Origin of the sequence: Streptomyces sp. NPDC005728, assembly GCF_040630895.1 — a bacterium.
In the GTDB taxonomy this organism is placed as follows: domain Bacteria; phylum Actinomycetota; class Actinomycetes; order Streptomycetales; family Streptomycetaceae; genus Streptomyces.
On record NZ_JBEXYL010000054.1, the window covers coordinates 1 to 16,040 of the forward strand.

Below are 16,040 nucleotides of genomic sequence, written 5' to 3' on the forward strand. Positions count from 1 at the left end.
TGTATCCCCCTACGTCACTGCAGTACGAAGCCCGGATCCATACCGCCGAGCGCGTTCACGCACAGGCCAGGGCCTCCGGGCCGTGCGTGTCGTGCACCGCGAAGTCGGCGTCCGCAGCGCGCAGAACGCGGCCGAGGAGGCCGACTACCTGTCGCTCTTCGCCGAACAGCGGGTGCGCGGCGTGCTGCTCACCCCGGCCGACGCCACCGGCCGCAACATCGAGACCTTCCGTCGGCACGGTATCCCGTTCGTGCTGGTCGACCGGGTCGCCGAGGGCACCACCGAGTGCTCCGTCTCCGTGGACGACGTGGCGGGCGGCGCCCTCGCCGTCCGGCATCTGGTGGACGCCGGGCACCGCTTCATCGCCTATGTCAGCGGCCCGCCGGGACTCAACCAGGTGCGCGACCGCCGCACCGGCGCCCTGAACGCCCTCGCCGAGGCCGGGCTCGGGCCCGACGCCCTGCGTGAACTGCCCACCGAGCGCCTCGACGTGGCCGCCGGCCGGGACGCGGGCGCCCGCCTGCTCGGTCTCGCGGACCGCCCCACGGCCGTCTTCTGCGCCAACGACCTGCTCGCCCTCGGCGTGCTCCAGGCCATGTACGCGGCCGGCGTCACCGTCCCCGACGACCTCGCGATCGTCGGCTACGACGACATCGAGTTCGCGGCCGCGGCCGCCGTACCGCTGACCTCGGTCCGCCAGCCCGCGGTCACCATGGGCGCCCTCGCCGCGGAGCTGCTGCTGGAGGAGACCGAGATCGAGGGCGGACCCGCCGCCCATGAGCACCGGCGTGTGGTGCTCCAGCCGGAGCTGGTGGTGCGCCGCTCCAGCCTCGCCGCCCGCTGACCAGAGGTTCAGTAACAATCCATGATCCAGGGGCTCGGCCCACGGCCGTCCATGTGCTGAACTGGGACGCGTCCGTCCCATCCGTCCCGGGAGACCCGTTGAGCCTCACCTACCGCCAGCCCGGCGTCGTCCTCACCGACCGCCACTTCACCGTGCCCCTCGACCACGGCGACCCGGGCGGCGAGACCGTCGAGCTGTACGCCCGTGAGGTCGTCGCGAGCGACAAGGCGGGGCAGGACCTGCCGTGGCTGCTGTATCTGCAGGGCGGTCCCGGATTCGGGGCGAATCGTTTCGTCGGACGGCAGGCCTGGCTCGACCGCGCACTGAACGACTACCGCGTCCTCCTCCTCGACCAGCGCGGCACCGGCCGTTCCACGCCCGCCACCCGGCAGACGCTGCCCCTGCGCGGCGGTCCCACCGAGCAGGCCGGCTACCTGACCCGGTTCCGCGCCGACTCCATCGTCCGCGACTGCGAGGCGATCCGCCCCGAGGTGACGGGCGGTGCTCCCTGGACCGTGCTCGGCCAGAGCTTCGGCGGCTTCTGCACGGTGTCGTACCTCTCCCTGGCCCCCGAGGGCCTGGAGACCGCCGTTGTCACCGGCGGCCTGCCCTCCCTCGACGCCCACGCCGACGACGTCTACCGCGCCGCCTACCCGCGCATCGAACGCAAGGTCGCCGCGCACTACGCCCGCTACCCCCAGGACGTGGAGCGGGCCCGCCGCATCGCCGACCACCTCCTCACCCACGACGTCGTCCTGCCGGGCGGCTACCGCTTCACCGTGGAGGCCTTCCAGTCCCTCGGCCTGATGCTCGGCACGAGCGACGGCAGCCACCGCCTGCACCACCTCCTGGAGGACGCCTTCGTGCGCACTCCCGCCGGCCCCGACCTGTCCGATGCCTTCCAGGAACAGGTGCGGAGCCTGCTGTCGTACGCCGGACACCCGCTGTACGCCCTCGTGCACGAGACGATCTACGGCCAGGACGCGCGCCCCACCGCCTGGGCCGCCGAACGGGTCCGCGCCGAGTTCCCGCAGTTCGACGCGGCCAAGGCGCTCGCCGGTGACGCTCCGGTGCTGTTCACGGGCGAGACGGTCCACCCCTGGATGTTCGACGCCGACCCGGTCCTGCGCCCCCTGCGCGAGACCGCCGAACTGCTCGCCGCCCGCACCGACTGGCAGCCCCTGTACGACCCCGCCCGCCTCGCCGCCAACGAGGTCCCGGTCGCCGCAGCGGTCTACCACGACGACATGTACGTGGACACCGCGCACTCCCTGGAGACCGCCCGCACCGTCCGGGGCCTGCGCACCTGGGTCACCGACGAGTTCGAACACGACGGCCTGCGCACCGGCGCACCCCGGGTCCTGGACCGGCTCCTCGCCCTGACCCGCGACGAGGCGTGAGGCAACGGACAGTGGGGGAACGGAGGTACAGCCCCCCTCGATGCCGGGGCGGGCTCAGCGGACCGTCACGTTGAAGACCGGTGAGGTCGTGCTGCCGCTGACGACGCGCAGGTCGTTCTTGCCCTTCAGTCCGAGCTTGACGCCGAGCGAGTAGGAGCCGGTCCGCGAGACGGGCGTGGATGCGGGCAGGCTGACCCACTTGCCGTGCTGCTTCTGCTGCAGGGTCACCTTGCTGCCCGCCTTGAGGCCGGTGGTCTTGCCCGTGACCCGGAACAACTGCCAGGCGCGGACCGAGGACGCCGACGGCGTGGCAGTGATGCCGGACCTGGGGGCCGGGGCCTTGTGCGCGACGACACCGGGAGATGCGGCGTACGCGACGGGGCCGGCCGCTACCGCGGTGCCGGCAATGGCCAGGGAGACCGTGCCGAGGGCGCCGACGACGGCCGTACGCAGGGAGCGACGCTTCGAAGTCATCACAGATCTGTCCGTTTCTATGGTGAGAACAGTATTTCGCGCCAAAGGAGAGCTACATGTCGATTGGCGTGGTCACTAGAAACGACGTCACGGCGGAGGCAGGCGTTCATCGGGGCTTTGTCGCTGTCTTGTAACAGCGACGCCGACGCGCAAGGCGAGGCCGGATTGTCTCCTAGCCCCGCTGGGTCGGCCGGAGGACGGGTGGCATCTGGTCGGCCTCGGCCGGGCCGACGTCGCCGTCCTTCCACGCCGGGTCGTGGGCGCAGGGCACGGTGGCGCCGCCGGTGAAGTACTCCCGGTCCGGGAACCAGGTGAAGGACATCCGCTCGTCCCCGCCGTCCCGCTGGACGAACAGGAACCAGTCCCTGCCGTGCGTGCCCTCACGGTAGGACGTGACCTTCCAGCCGTTGTCCGCCAGGTGCTGGTGCAGTCGGCGCAGGCCGGGGACGGCCTGGCTCGCGGGCACGTGGTCCAGCGCCCAGCTGTGACTCATCGAGTAGGCGCCGTCGACGGTCTTGTCCTCCAACCCGAGCAGGCCCCCGTCGTAGCAGAAGGTGGAGCCGAAGGTGTTCTCCGTGCTGACGCCGATGTCCTCGACTCCCGCTGCCACAGGGCGCCTGAACCCCAGGACGTCGTACGCCTCCTGGGAACGCTGGAAGGCGCGGCTCGCCATGTCCTCGGGCGCGACGCGGGGCAGCTCCGTCGACCCCCATGAGCCCGATGCGAGCAGGACGACCACCACGAGTACGACTCCGACGAGTGTCAGGCAACCGCATCCGAGAGCCCTGAGAACGGATGAGGGGCTCCCGGACTCGGTCGGAGCGGTGGTGGTGCGGGTTGGTTCGGTCTCCTCAGGCATACGGGGACGGTATTTCCCCTGCTGGGCGCCGCGGATGGGCGCGGATGCCCGGCAAGGCGTGAGTACGCGTACTCAATTGATCGCCGGCCCCTCAGGCGAGGAGGTCGGCGACCAGGGTGGCGAACTCCTCCGGGGTGGCGAGGCGGATGCCGAGTTGCTCGGCCTTGGCGCGCTTGGAGCCGGCCCCTTCACCCGCGACGACGAGGGTCGTCTTCTTGGAGACACCGGAGGAGGAGCGCCCTCCGGCTCGTTCGACGAGTTCGTTCATCTCGTTGCGGGAGAGCTTCTCCAGGGCCCCTGTCATCGCGCCGGTGACCACCACGGTCATCCCCGCCAGGGGTCCTGCCTCCGTCGGAGCGGCGGCCGCACCGTCCGGGCCGGAGGCGGGGGCTGCGGGAGGCGTGGCGCCGGGCTCGGTCATGTTGACTCCGGTGGCAGCGAGCTTGTCGATGAGTGGGGCGAGTTCGGCGAGTTCCGTGACGATCGAGGGGGCCTTCTCTGCTCCGATGCCCTCGACCTGCTGCATTGCTTCGGCGTCGGCGGCGCGGATGTTGTCCATGGTGGCGAAGTGGCGTGCGATGCGCCGGGACATGGAGCGGCCGGTGCCGCGGACGCCGAGCGCGCACAGCACGCGTGACAGGGGCTGCTCCTTGGCCTTGCTGATCGCGATGAGCAGGTTGTCGGTGCTGGTGTCGCCCATCCGTTCCAGGCCGAGCAACTGTTCGCGCTCGAGGGTGAACAGGTCGGCGAGATCGGTGACCAGGCCTGCGTCGACGAGCTGGACGATGCGGGTGGTGCCCAGGCCCTCGATGTCGAGCTGGTCGCGGCCGGCGGCGTAGGCGAGGGAGGCGACCAGGTGGCAGTTGCGGCCCTGTGCGCACCGCCAGCGTTCCTCGCTCGTGTCGATGCCGGACCCGCAGCGTGGGCACTGCTCGGGGAACTCGATGGGCTTTTCGCCGCCCGTGCGCAGGTGGGTGACCGGGGCCTCGATACGGGGGATGACGTCTCCGGCTCGGTGGACCATGACCCGGTCGCCGAGGCGCAGGCCGCGGCGGGTGATGTCGGCCGGGTTGTGCAGCGTGGCGTAGGTGATGGTGGAGCCGTCGATCACGACCGGTTCGAGGATGGCGCGTGGGGCGATGATCCCGGTGCGGCCGACGTTCCACTCCACATCCAGCAGCCGGGTGATCTTCTCCACGGCCGGCAGCTTGTAGGCGATCGCCCAACGCGGTGCGCGGGAGCCGGATCCGGCTGCCTGCTGGTCGGCGGCCAGGTCGGCCTTGATGACGATCCCGTCGATGCCGAACGGCAGCTCCGCACGCGCGGCGGCGATCTCCTTCACCCGCGCCAGGACCTGCTCGGGGTTCTGGGCGACGACGTCCGGGACGGCGGTCCGAGCGCTGGTGTGCATGCCGAACTCGACGGCCAGCTCCATCAGTTCGCTGTGGGCGCATGTGCGCAGCCGCCCGGCGAGGGCTGGGTCGGTGTCGGACACGGGCAGCAGGCTGTAGCCGAAGAACGTCATCGGGGCCGTGTAGGCGCGCTCCTTTGCACGCAGTGTGCCGGCGGCCGCGTTGCGGGGATTGGCGAACGGCTGTCCGCCGTGAGCCGTGCGCACCTCGTTGGCGTGCTCGAACTGGGCGCTCGTCATGAGGACTTCGCCGCGCACCTCTACGGTGACCGGCTCGGTCAGCGTCTCGGGCAGCCCCTCTATGGTGCCGATCGCGTGCGAGACGTCCTCTCCGGCCTGTCCGTCACCGCGGGTGATCAGCTGGGTGAGGCGGCCGCTGCGGTAGCGGGCGGCGATCGCCAGCCCGTCCAGCTTCGGCCCCACGCTGAACCGCACGACCTCACGCCCGACACGGCGGGTCAACGACGCCGTCCAGGCGGTGAACTCCTCCGCGGAGAACACGTTGTCGAGGCTGAGCATCGGCACCGTGTGCGGCACATCGCCCTCGACCACCCCGCCGGCGACCTTCCCGGTGGGGGAGTCGGGCAGCACCTCGTCCGGGTGCCCGGCCTCCCATGCGGTGATCGCGCGCACCAGCAGGTCGTAGGCGTCGTCGTCCAGCGGCGAAGTACCGCCTGCGTAGTAGGCAGCCGCCGCACCCACGGCATCCTCGACCGCCTGCGCGTAGGCGGCGGCATCCACGATCACTGCTGCAGAAGTCGTCATGTCCCGCATCTTGCCGCCCACCACTGACAATGGGCCCAGCTGCGTCGTTCACGTCTGGAGCCGGGCGACAGGCAGCGAACGAAGCCACGCCCTCAGTGATCAGCAGTCCGCCCATGAGGTGGGCGAGCTGGAACAGACCGCTGCCGGTGGGGCGCTGGTTGCGTGAGGCACTGCTGACGTGCAGTCGGCCGAGCAAGTCCTGATCCCCGGGGAAGCGACGGCCGGACGCGGCCTCACCCTTCGTCGCCGGCCGTGGTGTCGACGAGCCTGCGGAGCCAGGCGTGGGCGGGGTCGTCGGCGACGCTGCCGTGCCAGATCGCGCTGACGGTGTACGTGGGCATCGGGATGGGCGGCACGGACGCGGACAGTCCCAGCAAGGCGGCGTAGACGGTGGCCGCGTGGGCGGGAACGGTGGCTACGGCGGGCAGGGTCGCGAGCTGGAGGGCGGCTCCGGCGAAGTGGGTGGTGGAGGCGATCACCCGGCGGTCGAGTCCGCGTGCTTCCAGGATGTCGTCGACGATGCCGCGCCGACCGTCGTAGGAGATCAGCAGGTGAGGGTGGGCCAGGTAGTCCTCGAGGGTGAGCGGGGCCTGGAGCGGCAGGAGGCGGGGGTTGAACAGGCAGGTGTAGCCGGAGGTGAACAGGTCCTGGCTGCGGTGGTCGGCGCGGTGTGCGGGTGCGGCGGCCACGCCGAGGTCGACCTCGCCGCGGTCGATCATGTCGGCGACCGTGTTGCGGCTGGCCTGCCGCACGGCGAGCCGGATGCCTGGCAGTCCGGACGTGGAGGTCAGCAGGCGGGGCAGCAGCGCCGCCTCCAGGTCGTCGGACATGCCGAGGGTGAAGGTGCGCCGGGTGGTCGCCGGGTCGAATCGGTCCCGGTCGGTCACGGCTCCGTGGATCAGGCCGAGGGCCGGCTCGATGCGGTGGGCCAGTGCGACGGCGCGCGGCGTGGGCTCGATGCCCGTGCGGGTACGGGTGAACAGCTCGTCGTCGAAGAGCCCGCGCAGGCGGCCGAGGGCGGCGCTGGTGGCGCCCTGGCTCAGGTGCAGGGCGGCGGCGGCCCGGGTGACGCTGCGCTCGCGCATGAGCGCGGCGAAGACGACCAGCAGGTTGAGATCCGCCTTCCTGAATTCGGTCTCATAGATGTCGATCATCGTAAAGATTAGCTTGCCGGATGATGGGTGGTGTTTCTAGCGTCGGAGCATGACTACGACCTCAGCTGAGCCAGGCCGCATCATGACCGTCGCCGTCGTCCAGGCAGCAGCCCCACTGTTCGCCACCCCGACCGCGGTGGCCCGGGCCGAAGAGCTCATCCGCGAGGCCGCCGGCCGGGGAGCCGAGGTCATCGTGCTCCCCGAGGCGTTCATCGGCGGCTACCCCAAGGGACTGGACTTCGGCATCACCGTCGGCAGTCGCACCCCGGCCGGCCGCGACCTCTTCCGCCGCTACCACGCTGCCGCCATCGAGATCCCGGGCCCGGAGGTCGACACCCTGGGCGCTGTCACCCGGGAGCTCGGCTGCCACGCCGTGGTCGGCGCGGTCGAACGCCAGGGCGGCACGCTGTACTGCGTCGCGCTCTTCTTCGGCCCCGACGGCTACCTGGGCCTGCACCGCAAGCTCGTGCCCACCGCCGCCGAACGCTACCTGTGGGGCCAGGGCGACGGCTCCACCCTCCCCGTCGTCGACACCGGCAGCGCCCGCCTCGGCGCGGCCATCTGCTGGGAGAACTACATGCCGCTCCTGCGCACCGCGATGTACGGCAAGGGCGTCGACCTGTGGTGCGCACCGACCGTCGACGACCGCGACGCCTGGCAGGCCACCATGCGTCACATCGCCCTGGAGGGCCGCTGCTTCGTCCTCAGCGCCGGCCAGTACCTGCGCCGCGACGCCCTGCCCGCCGACCTCCACCCCGTCCAGGGCGACGCACCCGACACCGTCCTGATCGGCGGCGGATCCGTCATCGTCTCCCCGCTCGGCGAGGTCCTCGCCGGCCCGCTGCGCGACGGCGAGGGAATCCTGACCGCCGAACTCGACCTCCACGATCTCGCCCGCGCCCGCTTCGACCTCGACACCACCGGCCACTACGCCCGCCCCGACGTCTTCACCCTCCACGTCGACGAGACCCCCCGCACCGCCGTCACCAGCAGCTAGCGGGCGCGGCACAGCCGACCGTCATGGTCGGGGCCGTCGGCCACGGGTCGCCGTCGGCCTGGCGACCGGTGACGGATGTCCTCCGCACGCACGAGACAACGGGTCGTCCGGTAAAAGGAGTTGCCATCGGGACAGGGCGGCATAGTCTGCGCCCATGAGCGAGCCGAAGATCACCCAGTTCCAGCCCCTGCCCGACGACTGGCAGCGGGCCCTCGCCGTGGTTGCGCACCCCGACGACCTCGAGTACGGGTGCTCGGCAGCCGTGGCCGCCTGGACGGATGCCGGCCGCGAGGTCGCCTATGTCCTGGCGACCCGGGGGGAGGCGGGCATCGACACCCTCGACCCCGCCGCCTGCGGCCCGCTGCGCGAGCGCGAGCAGCGAGCGAGCGCCGCGGTCGTCGGGGTCACCACCGTGGAGTTCCTCGGTCACCGGGACGGAGTCGTCGAGTACGGTCCCGCGCTCCGCCGTGACATCGCGGCGGCGATCCGCCGCCACCGCCCCGAACTCGTCATCACCCTCAACCACCGCGACACCTGGGGCGGCACCGCCTGGAACACCCCCGATCACGTCGCCGTGGGCCGTGCCACGCTCGACGCCACCGCCGACGCGGGCAACCGCTGGATATTCCCGGAGCTCGCCGAACAGGGGCTGGAGCCCTGGAACGGCGTCCGCTGGGTGGCTGTGGCCGGGTCCAGCAGCCCCACACACGCCGTGGACGCCACGGCCGGCCTGGAGCGCGCGGTGCGCTCCCTGCTCGAACACCGCACCTACATCGAGGCGTTGACCGAGCAGGAGCCCGAGACGTACGCCCGTGACTTCCTGACCACGACGGCCACCGCCACCGGCGAACGCTTCGGCGGGAAGCCCGCGGTGGCCTTCGAACTGTTCAGCGTGTAGCCCCCGCCACGACGACCTTCAACCGGAACGGGACCCCATGAACGGCACCGACCTCCTCGCCGAACGCTTCGAGGAGCACCGCGGGCACCTGCGCGCGGTGGCCTACCGGATGCTCGGCTCGCTCGCCGAGGCGGAGGACGCGGTCCAGGAGGCGTGGCTGCGGCTCGGCCGCAGTGACGCGGACGAGATCAGGAACCTCGGCGGCTGGCTGACCACGGTCGTCGGACGGGTCTGCCTGGACCTGCTGCGCTCACGCACCGCGCGCCGCGAGCAGCCGATGGACGAGACGTTCGTGCCGGATCCGTTGATCCGTCCGCTCTCCGAGGTCGACCCCGAGAAGGAGGTGCTGGAGGCCGACTCGGTCGGTCTCGCGCTCCTCGTCGTCCTGGAGACGCTGGAGCCCGCCGAGCGGCTGGCGTTCGTCCTGCACGACATGTTCGCCGTGCCCTTCGACGGCATCGCCGCGATCGTGGAGCGCACCCCGGCCGCCACCCGCCAGCTGGCCAGCCGGGCCCGCCGCCGGGTGCAGGGCGCCACCCCGGCGGCCGACCCCGACCTCGGCCGGCAGCGGCAGGTGGTCGACGCCTGGCTGGCCGCCTCGCGCGGCGGCGACTTCGAGGCGCTGCTCGCCCTGCTCCACCCGGACGTGGAGCTGCGCGCCGACGCGGGTGCCCTGGTCCGCGGCGCGGCCGCCTCCAAGTTCGTACGTGGGGCGCGGACCGTCGCCGAACAGGCCGCGCTGTTCGCCCGGCTCGCCGTGCACAGCCACCCGGTGCTGGTCAACGGCACGGTGGGCGTGGTCACCGCGCCCGAGGGAAAGCCCGTCTCGGTCATGGCCTTCACAGTCGTCGACGGACTTGTCACCGGCGTGTACATCCTTGCCGACCCCAAGCGCCTCGCCCGGCTGGACCTGCCCGCCGGGGAGGCCTGAGCGCTCGGGCGACAGTCGTCCACTCGGAGGTGGTCTCGCAGGTCAGTAGGCTTGACCCCATGCCGGATCAGATAGCCGACCTCTCCGACCTGCGTGGCGACTGCGCCCAGTGCTTCGGGCTGTGCTGTGTCGCCCTGCCTTTCGCCGCGTCCGCGGACTTCGCCCGCGACAAGCCGGCGGGCAGGCCCTGCCCCAATCTCCAGGGGGACCACCGCTGCGGGATCCACGCCGAGCTGCGCACGAAGGGCTTCACCGGCTGCACGGTCTACGACTGCTTCGGCGCGGGCCAGAAGGTCTCACAGCTCACGTTCGGCGGGCAGGACTGGCGTACGGGTCCGAAGGATCAGGTCCGCCGGATGTCCGACGTGTTCCCGGTCGTGCGCCAGCTGCATGAACTGCTCTGGTACCTGACGGAGGCACGGGGCCTGGACGCCGCCGCGCCCGTCCACGCCGACCTGGGGCGGGCCCTGGAGCGGACCGAGCGGCTCACCCGGCAGACCCCCGAGGAACTGGCCGCGCTGGACGTGGCCGCCCACCGGCAGGAGGTCAACGTGCTGCTGCTGCGCACCAGCGAGCTGGTCCGGGCGGGCATCGCCGGAACCAAGGGCAAGAAGGGCAAGGGGAAGGACCGCCGGGGCGCCGACCTCATGGGGGCCCGGCTGCGGGGCGCCGACCTGCGGGGTGCCAGCCTGCGCGGCGCCTACCTCATCGCCGCCGACCTCACCGGCGCCGACCTGCGCGGTGCCGACATGATCGGCGCTGACCTGCGGGACGCCGACCTGACCGACGCGGATCTCACGGGTGCCTTCTTCCTCACCCAGCCGCAGCTGAACGCGGCCCGGGGCAGTGCCGGCACCCGGCTGCCCCGGTCAGTCACCCGCCCCGTGCACTGGGCAGCGGCCGGCTGATCCCGGGCCGTCGGCCGGGACCGTGACCGGTGCGGCCGCGGCGGGCGCGGGAGCCGGGCGCCGCTCCAGGTGCAGCCGCAGGCCCTCCGGCATCACCGTCAGGCGTTCGGTGACCCGGAGCCGGTAGCCCGGGTCCGCCCGCAGGCCGTAGCGGCGCAGCAGCAGGCCGAGGACGAGGGTCGCCTCGTGCAGGGCGAACTGGCGGCCTATGCAGGCCCGCGCGCCGGTCCCGAACGGCTTGAAGGTATGCGGGGGACGGGCCCGTACCGCGCCCGCGTCGAACCGGTCCGGGTCGAACCGCTCGGCGTCCTCGCCCCACACCTCGGGGTCGCGATGCAGCAGCGGCAGCAGCACCAGCGCCCACGCGCCGCGCCGCATCGGATGCTCCCCGGCCAGCACCGTGTCCTGCCGGGCCTCCCGGGCGTAGGCGGGCGCGGTCGGCCACAGCCGCAGCGACTCGTCCAGCACCCGGCGGACGTAGCGCAACTTGGCGACCTGGTCGTAGCCGGGCTCCGGGGTGTCGCCCCAGACGCGGTCCACCTCGGCGCGGGCCCTGGCGGCGACCTCCGGGTGCCGGGCCAGGTAGTACAGGGCGAAGGAGAGCGCGCCCGAGGTGGTCTCGTGGCCCGCCACCAGGAACGTGATCACCTGCTTGCGGACGTTCTCCGCCGAGAGCCGCTCCCCGGTCTCGGGGTGGGCCGTCTCCAGCATCCGGTCCAGCAGGTCCCCTTCGCCGCTGCCGGAGCGGCGGCGGGCGGCCACGAGATCGTCGACCGTGCGGTTCAGGTGGGCGATGTCGGCCGCGTTGCGCCGGGCGGCGCCGCGCAGCAGCACCGGCGCCAGCGGAACGGGCACGCTGTTCAGCCGCTGCGCGTAGGTGAGCGTGCCCACCATCGCCGTCACGAAGGGGTGCGGCAGCGCCCGCTCGAAGGAGCCGAAGTCGTGCCCGAACCCGGTGCGCGCGATCGTCTCCAGGGTCAGCTTGGTCATGTCGCCGGGCACGTCGACCGCCCGCCCGGCCGTGAGTTCCCGGTCCCAGTGGCCGGTCAGTCGGGCGGCGACCGACAGCATCATGCCGTGGTAGGCCCCCATGGCCTCCCGGCTGAAGCCCGGCGCCAGGACGTCGTGCGCCAGCTGCCAGTTCGGCTCCTGGTTGTACGCCGTGAACAGGCCGTCCCCGGCGACCGGACGCAGATTGGCGACCCCGAGGCCGACGTGCTTGGCGAACCGGGACTCGTCGGAGAGGTCGGCGACCAGGTGCGAGCCCCACAGGAACACGAACTCGTTCCCGAAGGCCCGGCGCCGGAAGATCGGACCCAGTGCGCGCCCGAAGCGCATCGAGTCCTGCAGCGGCCGGTGCCGGTCGACGCCCAGCACGTCGCCGAGCAGCGGCAGCCGGCGCGGCGGATGCGGGATGCGGTGCAGCTCGGGCCAGCCCTGCTCGGCGCCCCGGAACCCCTTCGGCAGCCCGGCCTCCGTCGTCTCCGCCATGACGCGATCTCCCTTGATCCAGCGGACGGTTGAACCTGTGATGCGCGTGTTGTACGTGAGTTCAATAACCTGTTTCAGTGTGGTCCGCTCGTTGAACCGGCGTCAAGTAAAGTGATGCCATGCCCGCGAACCAGGGGGAGCGTGCCCGGCGCAGACTCAGCACCGAGGAGCGCCGTGAGCAGCTGCTGTCGGTCGGAGCGAGGTTGTTCTCGGAGAGTCCCTACGACGACGTCTGGATCGAGCAGGTCGCCGAGATCGCCGGGGTCTCCCGCGGGCTGCTGTACCACTACTTCCCGACGAAACGGGACTTCTTCGCCGCGGTCGTGGAGCGCGAGAGTGAGCGGATGCTGCGCATGACGGCGGCCGTGCCCGGGGTGCCGGTGCGTGAGCAGTTGGCCGCCGGACTCGACGCCTACCTCGCCTACGTCCAGGCCCATGCCCATGGCTTCCGGGCCTTCCACCGCGCCGACGCGGCGGGCGACCAGGCCGTACGCCGCGTCTACCAGCGGGCGCTCGCCGCCCAGGAGGAGCAGATCCTGGCCGCCCTCTCCGCGGACCCCGAGTTCGGCCCCGTCTTCGAGAGCGCCCCGCAGGTGCGCCTCGCGGTGCGCGGCTGGCTCGCCTTCACCACGGCCGTCTGTCTGGAGTGGCTGCGCGACGGGGAGCTGACCCGGGACCAGGTGCGCGACCTGTGCGCGCGGGCTCTGCTGGGCGTCCTTATCTGACTCCTCCGACTCCGCGTCCTGGCGGGGCGTGGTTGGCGTGCGCCCGGATCTTCGATAAGTTAGGCAAGGCTTACCTAAGGAGGTCTCGGGATGGGTGACACGACGCAGGACTGGGCGGCCGGACCCGGCGCGGCGGAGCGGGCACGGTCGGTGCTCGCCGCCGCGTGGTCGTGCGGGGTGACCGCGGACGGCGCCCGCGAGGAGTACGTCGGTGCGCACTCCGTGACCGAGGACGGTGGGGTGCTGCTGTCGGTGCCCGAGGACAGTGCCCTGGTCGCGGCCGCGCTGTGCGCCCCGCGCGGGGAGCCGTCCGCGGTGCTGGAGTTCGCCGACGCGGCCCCCGTCCCGGTGCTGCAGCGGATCCGGGCCCGGCTGTGGCTGGCCGGCTGGTTCGCCCCGGCGGACGACGGTGCGCTGCTCTTCAGGCCCACGCGTGTGGTGCTGCGGCAGCCGTCCGGTGCCGTCCTCGTCGACCTCGACGAGTTCGCCGCCGCCCGGCCCGACCCGCTGGCCACGGCCGAGGCCCGGCTGCTGACCCATCTCGCCGACGCCCACCCGGACGCCGTGGAACGGCTCACCCGGCTTGTGCGTCCCGAGAGCCTGCACGCCGCGACCCGTGTGGCGCCCCTCGCCGTCGACCGGCACGGTCTGACCCTGCGCATCGAACGCACCCGCGCCCACGGCGACGTACGACTGCCGTTCCACACACCCGCCGACGACGTCACGCAGCTCACCGAGCGCATGCACGCGCTGCTGGCCCAGGCGAGCGCCGCCGGCTGCCCCCGCGCGCTACAGCGGCAGCGCGCAGACGGCGACGGGTGACGCGAACGGCTCGCCCGCCAGGCGCAGTTCGCCGCTCGCGGGGTCCACGTGGAAGACGCTGACGGTGCCGGAGCGCTGGTTCGCCGCGAACAGCAGCCGGCCGTCCGGCGCGAAGGCGATCTGCCGCGGGAAGTCCCCGGCCACCGGCACCGTGCCGAGCAGCCGCAGCCGGGCGCCGTCCGCCTCGACGGCGTACCGCGCGATGCTGTTGTGGCCGCGGTTGGCGAGGAAGGCATAGGAGCCGTTCGCCGTCACCAGGATCTGCGCGGGGTAGTTGGTGCCTCCCGCCGAGCCCGTGGGCTGCGGGGCGCCGACCGTCAGGCGCCCGGTGGCCGGGTCGTAGGCGCAGACGGCGACCGTGTCATCCACCTCGTTGGCCAGGTAGGCGTACCGGCCGCCCGGATGGAACGTCAGATGGCGCGGGCCCGCGCCCGGCCGGGTGTGCGCCTGTGCCACCTCGGTGAGCGTGCCCTTCGCCTGGTCCAGACGGTAGGTGTAGACCGTGTCGGTGCCGAGATCGACGGCGAGGACATGGCCGCCGTCCGGGCTGGTGATGAACTGGTGCGCGTGCGGGCCGTCCTGGCCGGGTCCGGGTGGCGGTGTCGAGTGCGTGACCAGCTCTGTGCGCTCGCCGAGGGCGCCCGACGCGTCGATGGGGTGCACGGTGACGCTGCCCGACCCGTAGTTGGCGCTCAGCAGCCAGCGGCCGCCGGGGTGGACCGACAGATGGCAGGGGCCCGCCCCGCCGGTGCTCCGGCTGCCGAGGATCCGCCGGTCCGCGAGGCGTACGGCGGTGACCGCGCCGTCCTGGCCCTCGTCGACCGCGTACAGCGTGCGGCCGTCCGGGTGCAGCGCGAGGTACGAGGGGTCGCGGACCCCGGTGAGTGTCCCCGAGCCGGTGATCCGGCCCGTCGCCGGGTCGTACGAGGCCAGTCCGATGCCGGTGCCGCCGCCCTCGACGGAGGTGTACGTGCCGAGGTAGAGCGCCCGGGGGCCGGCGGCTTTCCGCGGCGGCCGCGTGACCGCCCGCTCGTCCGCCGCCGCGCTGTCCGCCGGCGCCGTACCGTCCGCCGGCGGGGCCGCCGGTGAGGGCACCGCGACGACGGCGGCTGCGCCCGCCACGGCTGAGACGAACCGGCGCCTCGTCCAGCTGCCCCGAGCCGCCCGCGCGTCCTTGTCCATCCCGCACCTCAGGTCGTCGACTGCCCCGCTCGTGACAGCCACCTTGGCCCGGATCCACCGCCCAAGGCAAGAAGGGCAACGGGTGTTGCGCAGGGTGCAATGGGGGGCACGCTCACCACTCCCCGTCCTCGACCGGCTTGCCCGGCGCGTCCTTCAGTGGTGTCACCTGCCCGGCGGACGGCTGCTGCCAGGGGTCGAGGTCGTCCCCGAGCCAGTCGCCGACCGGCTTGACGGCCTCCAGGGGAGCCGCGGGGGCCAGGTCCTCGGCATCCTCGTCGTAGTAGTCGTACCAGGGCAGCCCCGCGCTCGTGTACGCCGCCCGGTCCACCGGGGACGGCGGCGGCGCCTCGCCCGTGATGCGACGCCACTCCGGGGGCGTGACCAGATGGACGAACACCCGCCCGGCAGGCGTCTCGGACCAGTCCGTGAGCGGCCGGTCGTCCTGGTAGACCTCCTGGCGCATCGAGCCGCCGACACCCAGACCCATGGCCGCGGCGCGCCGCGGGGGCCCGCCGGGAGCGGCCGGGGCGGAGGGCGGCGGCAGTGGCCCGCCGGGTGCGGCGGCGGCCATGGGGACGGGTGCGCCGTAGCCGTGGAACGTCCCGGCCGATCGTGCCTGCCGCTCCCGCTCCTGGTGCCGCCAGTCGGCCAGGATCTCCTCCTTCAGCGAGAACGCCTGCAGCTGTACGCCGCCCCAGGCTTCCTCGCCGGTGACCTGCCCCTCCACGGTCGCGCCCAGGCCGAGCGGTACGGCGACGAACTGGCGGACCGTCCCCCTGCCCGAGTTGATGCCGTCCAGCCAGGGCTGGCGGGGCAGCACCACGTAGTTCTGCGGGCCGCGGGACAGGGCGTTGCGCCACGGCCTGCCGGAGACGGCGCACACCTTGCCCACGCCCACCTGGAGAGCGGCCGGCTCCGTCGTACCGGCGAAACTCAGCCACATCGCCTCGCGCAGGTACACCGGCAGCATCACGCCGCCGCGCGCCCGCCACTCCTCGGGGACCCGGTCGGCGTAGTCGGCCACCCGCCGGACCGGGAACTCGCCGAGCCCTGGAGGCAGCGGATGCGTGCCCGTCTCCGGCAGCCGCAGCGTGCGGACGAACCGCACCGCCACCCCGCCGCGCAGCCGCAGCGTGTTCCCGTCGATCCGTACCCCGGCGTCGGCCATCGGTCGCCCCT

14 protein-coding genes and 1 pseudogene are annotated in these 16,040 nt (G+C 72.7%); 8 read left to right on the forward strand and 7 right to left on the reverse strand.

Annotated elements, in window-relative coordinates; all coding sequences use genetic code 11:
- Positions 1-115: 115 nt before the first annotated feature.
- A pseudogene (locus tag ABZ471_RS29860) lies at positions 116-844 on the forward strand (substrate-binding domain-containing protein); the annotation flags it as partial.
- A gap of 98 nt (positions 845-942) precedes the next feature.
- A complete protein-coding gene (locus ABZ471_RS29865; protein WP_359070688.1) occupies positions 943-2,244 on the forward strand; it encodes an alpha/beta fold hydrolase in 1,302 nt (433 codons plus the stop codon).
- A gap of 54 nt (positions 2,245-2,298) precedes the next feature.
- On the opposite strand, the gene ABZ471_RS29870 is transcribed toward ABZ471_RS29865, so the two are convergent.
- The 4 genes from ABZ471_RS29870 to ABZ471_RS29885 form a co-directional block, all read right to left on the reverse strand.
- Positions 2,299-2,718 (reverse strand): hypothetical protein, encoded by a 420-nt coding sequence (locus ABZ471_RS29870; RefSeq protein ID WP_359070690.1) that lies wholly within the window; start codon positions 2,716-2,718, stop codon positions 2,299-2,301.
- Positions 2,719-2,890: 172 nt separating this feature from the next.
- Positions 2,891-3,577 (reverse strand): hypothetical protein, encoded by a 687-nt coding sequence (locus ABZ471_RS29875; protein ID WP_359070691.1) that lies wholly within the window; start codon positions 3,575-3,577, stop codon positions 2,891-2,893.
- Positions 3,578-3,668: 91 nt separating this feature from the next.
- Positions 3,669-5,753, reverse strand: coding sequence for an NAD-dependent DNA ligase LigA (gene ligA, locus ABZ471_RS29880; RefSeq protein WP_359070693.1), 2,085 nt, complete (start codon positions 5,751-5,753; stop codon positions 3,669-3,671).
- A 233-nt stretch (positions 5,754-5,986) separates the two neighbouring features.
- The gene (locus tag ABZ471_RS29885; RefSeq protein WP_359070695.1) at positions 5,987-6,907 is read right to left on the reverse strand and encodes a LysR family transcriptional regulator; all 921 of its coding nucleotides are present in this window, start codon (positions 6,905-6,907) and stop codon (positions 5,987-5,989) included.
- 49 nt (positions 6,908-6,956) lie between these two features.
- Between ABZ471_RS29885 and ABZ471_RS29890 the strand changes: the two genes are divergently transcribed.
- The 4 genes from ABZ471_RS29890 to ABZ471_RS29905 all read left to right on the forward strand — a co-directional run bounded on the left by ABZ471_RS29890 (position 6,957) and on the right by ABZ471_RS29905 (position 10,641).
- On the forward strand, positions 6,957-7,904 hold the full coding sequence (locus ABZ471_RS29890) for a nitrilase-related carbon-nitrogen hydrolase (RefSeq protein ID WP_359070697.1): 948 nt from the start codon (positions 6,957-6,959) through the stop codon (positions 7,902-7,904).
- A 154-nt stretch (positions 7,905-8,058) separates the two neighbouring features.
- Positions 8,059-8,802 carry a PIG-L deacetylase family protein gene (locus tag ABZ471_RS29895; RefSeq protein ID WP_359070698.1) on the forward strand — a complete coding sequence of 248 codons (744 nt, stop codon included), beginning with the start codon at positions 8,059-8,061 and terminating at the stop codon, positions 8,800-8,802.
- 37 nt (positions 8,803-8,839) lie between these two features.
- Positions 8,840-9,733 carry an RNA polymerase sigma factor SigJ gene (gene sigJ / locus ABZ471_RS29900; protein ID WP_359070699.1) on the forward strand — a complete coding sequence of 298 codons (894 nt, stop codon included), beginning with the start codon at positions 8,840-8,842 and terminating at the stop codon, positions 9,731-9,733.
- A gap of 59 nt (positions 9,734-9,792) precedes the next feature.
- Positions 9,793-10,641 (forward strand): pentapeptide repeat-containing protein, encoded by an 849-nt coding sequence (locus ABZ471_RS29905; RefSeq protein WP_359070701.1) that lies wholly within the window; start codon positions 9,793-9,795, stop codon positions 10,639-10,641.
- Here ABZ471_RS29905 and ABZ471_RS29910 read toward each other — a convergent pair.
- Complete coding sequence (locus ABZ471_RS29910; protein ID WP_359070702.1) at positions 10,603-12,132, reverse strand: cytochrome P450; 1,530 nt, start codon at positions 12,130-12,132, stop codon at positions 10,603-10,605. The genes ABZ471_RS29905 and ABZ471_RS29910 overlap by 39 nt on opposite strands.
- A 119-nt stretch (positions 12,133-12,251) precedes the next feature.
- Here ABZ471_RS29910 and ABZ471_RS29915 point away from each other — a divergent pair, with 119 nt between their 5' ends.
- Both ABZ471_RS29915 and ABZ471_RS29920 read left to right on the forward strand, forming a co-directional pair.
- Positions 12,252-12,857, forward strand: a complete 606-nt coding sequence (locus ABZ471_RS29915) for a TetR/AcrR family transcriptional regulator (RefSeq protein ID WP_359070703.1) — start codon at positions 12,252-12,254, stop codon at positions 12,855-12,857.
- Positions 12,858-12,947: 90 nt separating this feature from the next.
- Entirely contained in the window at positions 12,948-13,679 is a 732-nt protein-coding gene (locus ABZ471_RS29920; RefSeq protein ID WP_359070705.1) for a DUF2470 domain-containing protein, read from the forward strand.
- On the opposite strand, the gene ABZ471_RS29925 is transcribed toward ABZ471_RS29920, so the two are convergent.
- The gene (locus ABZ471_RS29925) at positions 13,647-14,861 is read right to left on the reverse strand and encodes a lactonase family protein (RefSeq protein WP_359070706.1); all 1,215 of its coding nucleotides are present in this window, start codon (positions 14,859-14,861) and stop codon (positions 13,647-13,649) included. The two genes, ABZ471_RS29920 and ABZ471_RS29925, sit on opposite strands and share 33 nt — an antisense overlap.
- Before the next feature lie 112 nt (positions 14,862-14,973).
- Positions 14,974-16,029 (reverse strand): hypothetical protein, encoded by a 1,056-nt coding sequence (locus ABZ471_RS29930; protein WP_359070707.1) that lies wholly within the window; start codon positions 16,027-16,029, stop codon positions 14,974-14,976.
- Positions 16,030-16,040: the final 11 nt, after the last annotated feature.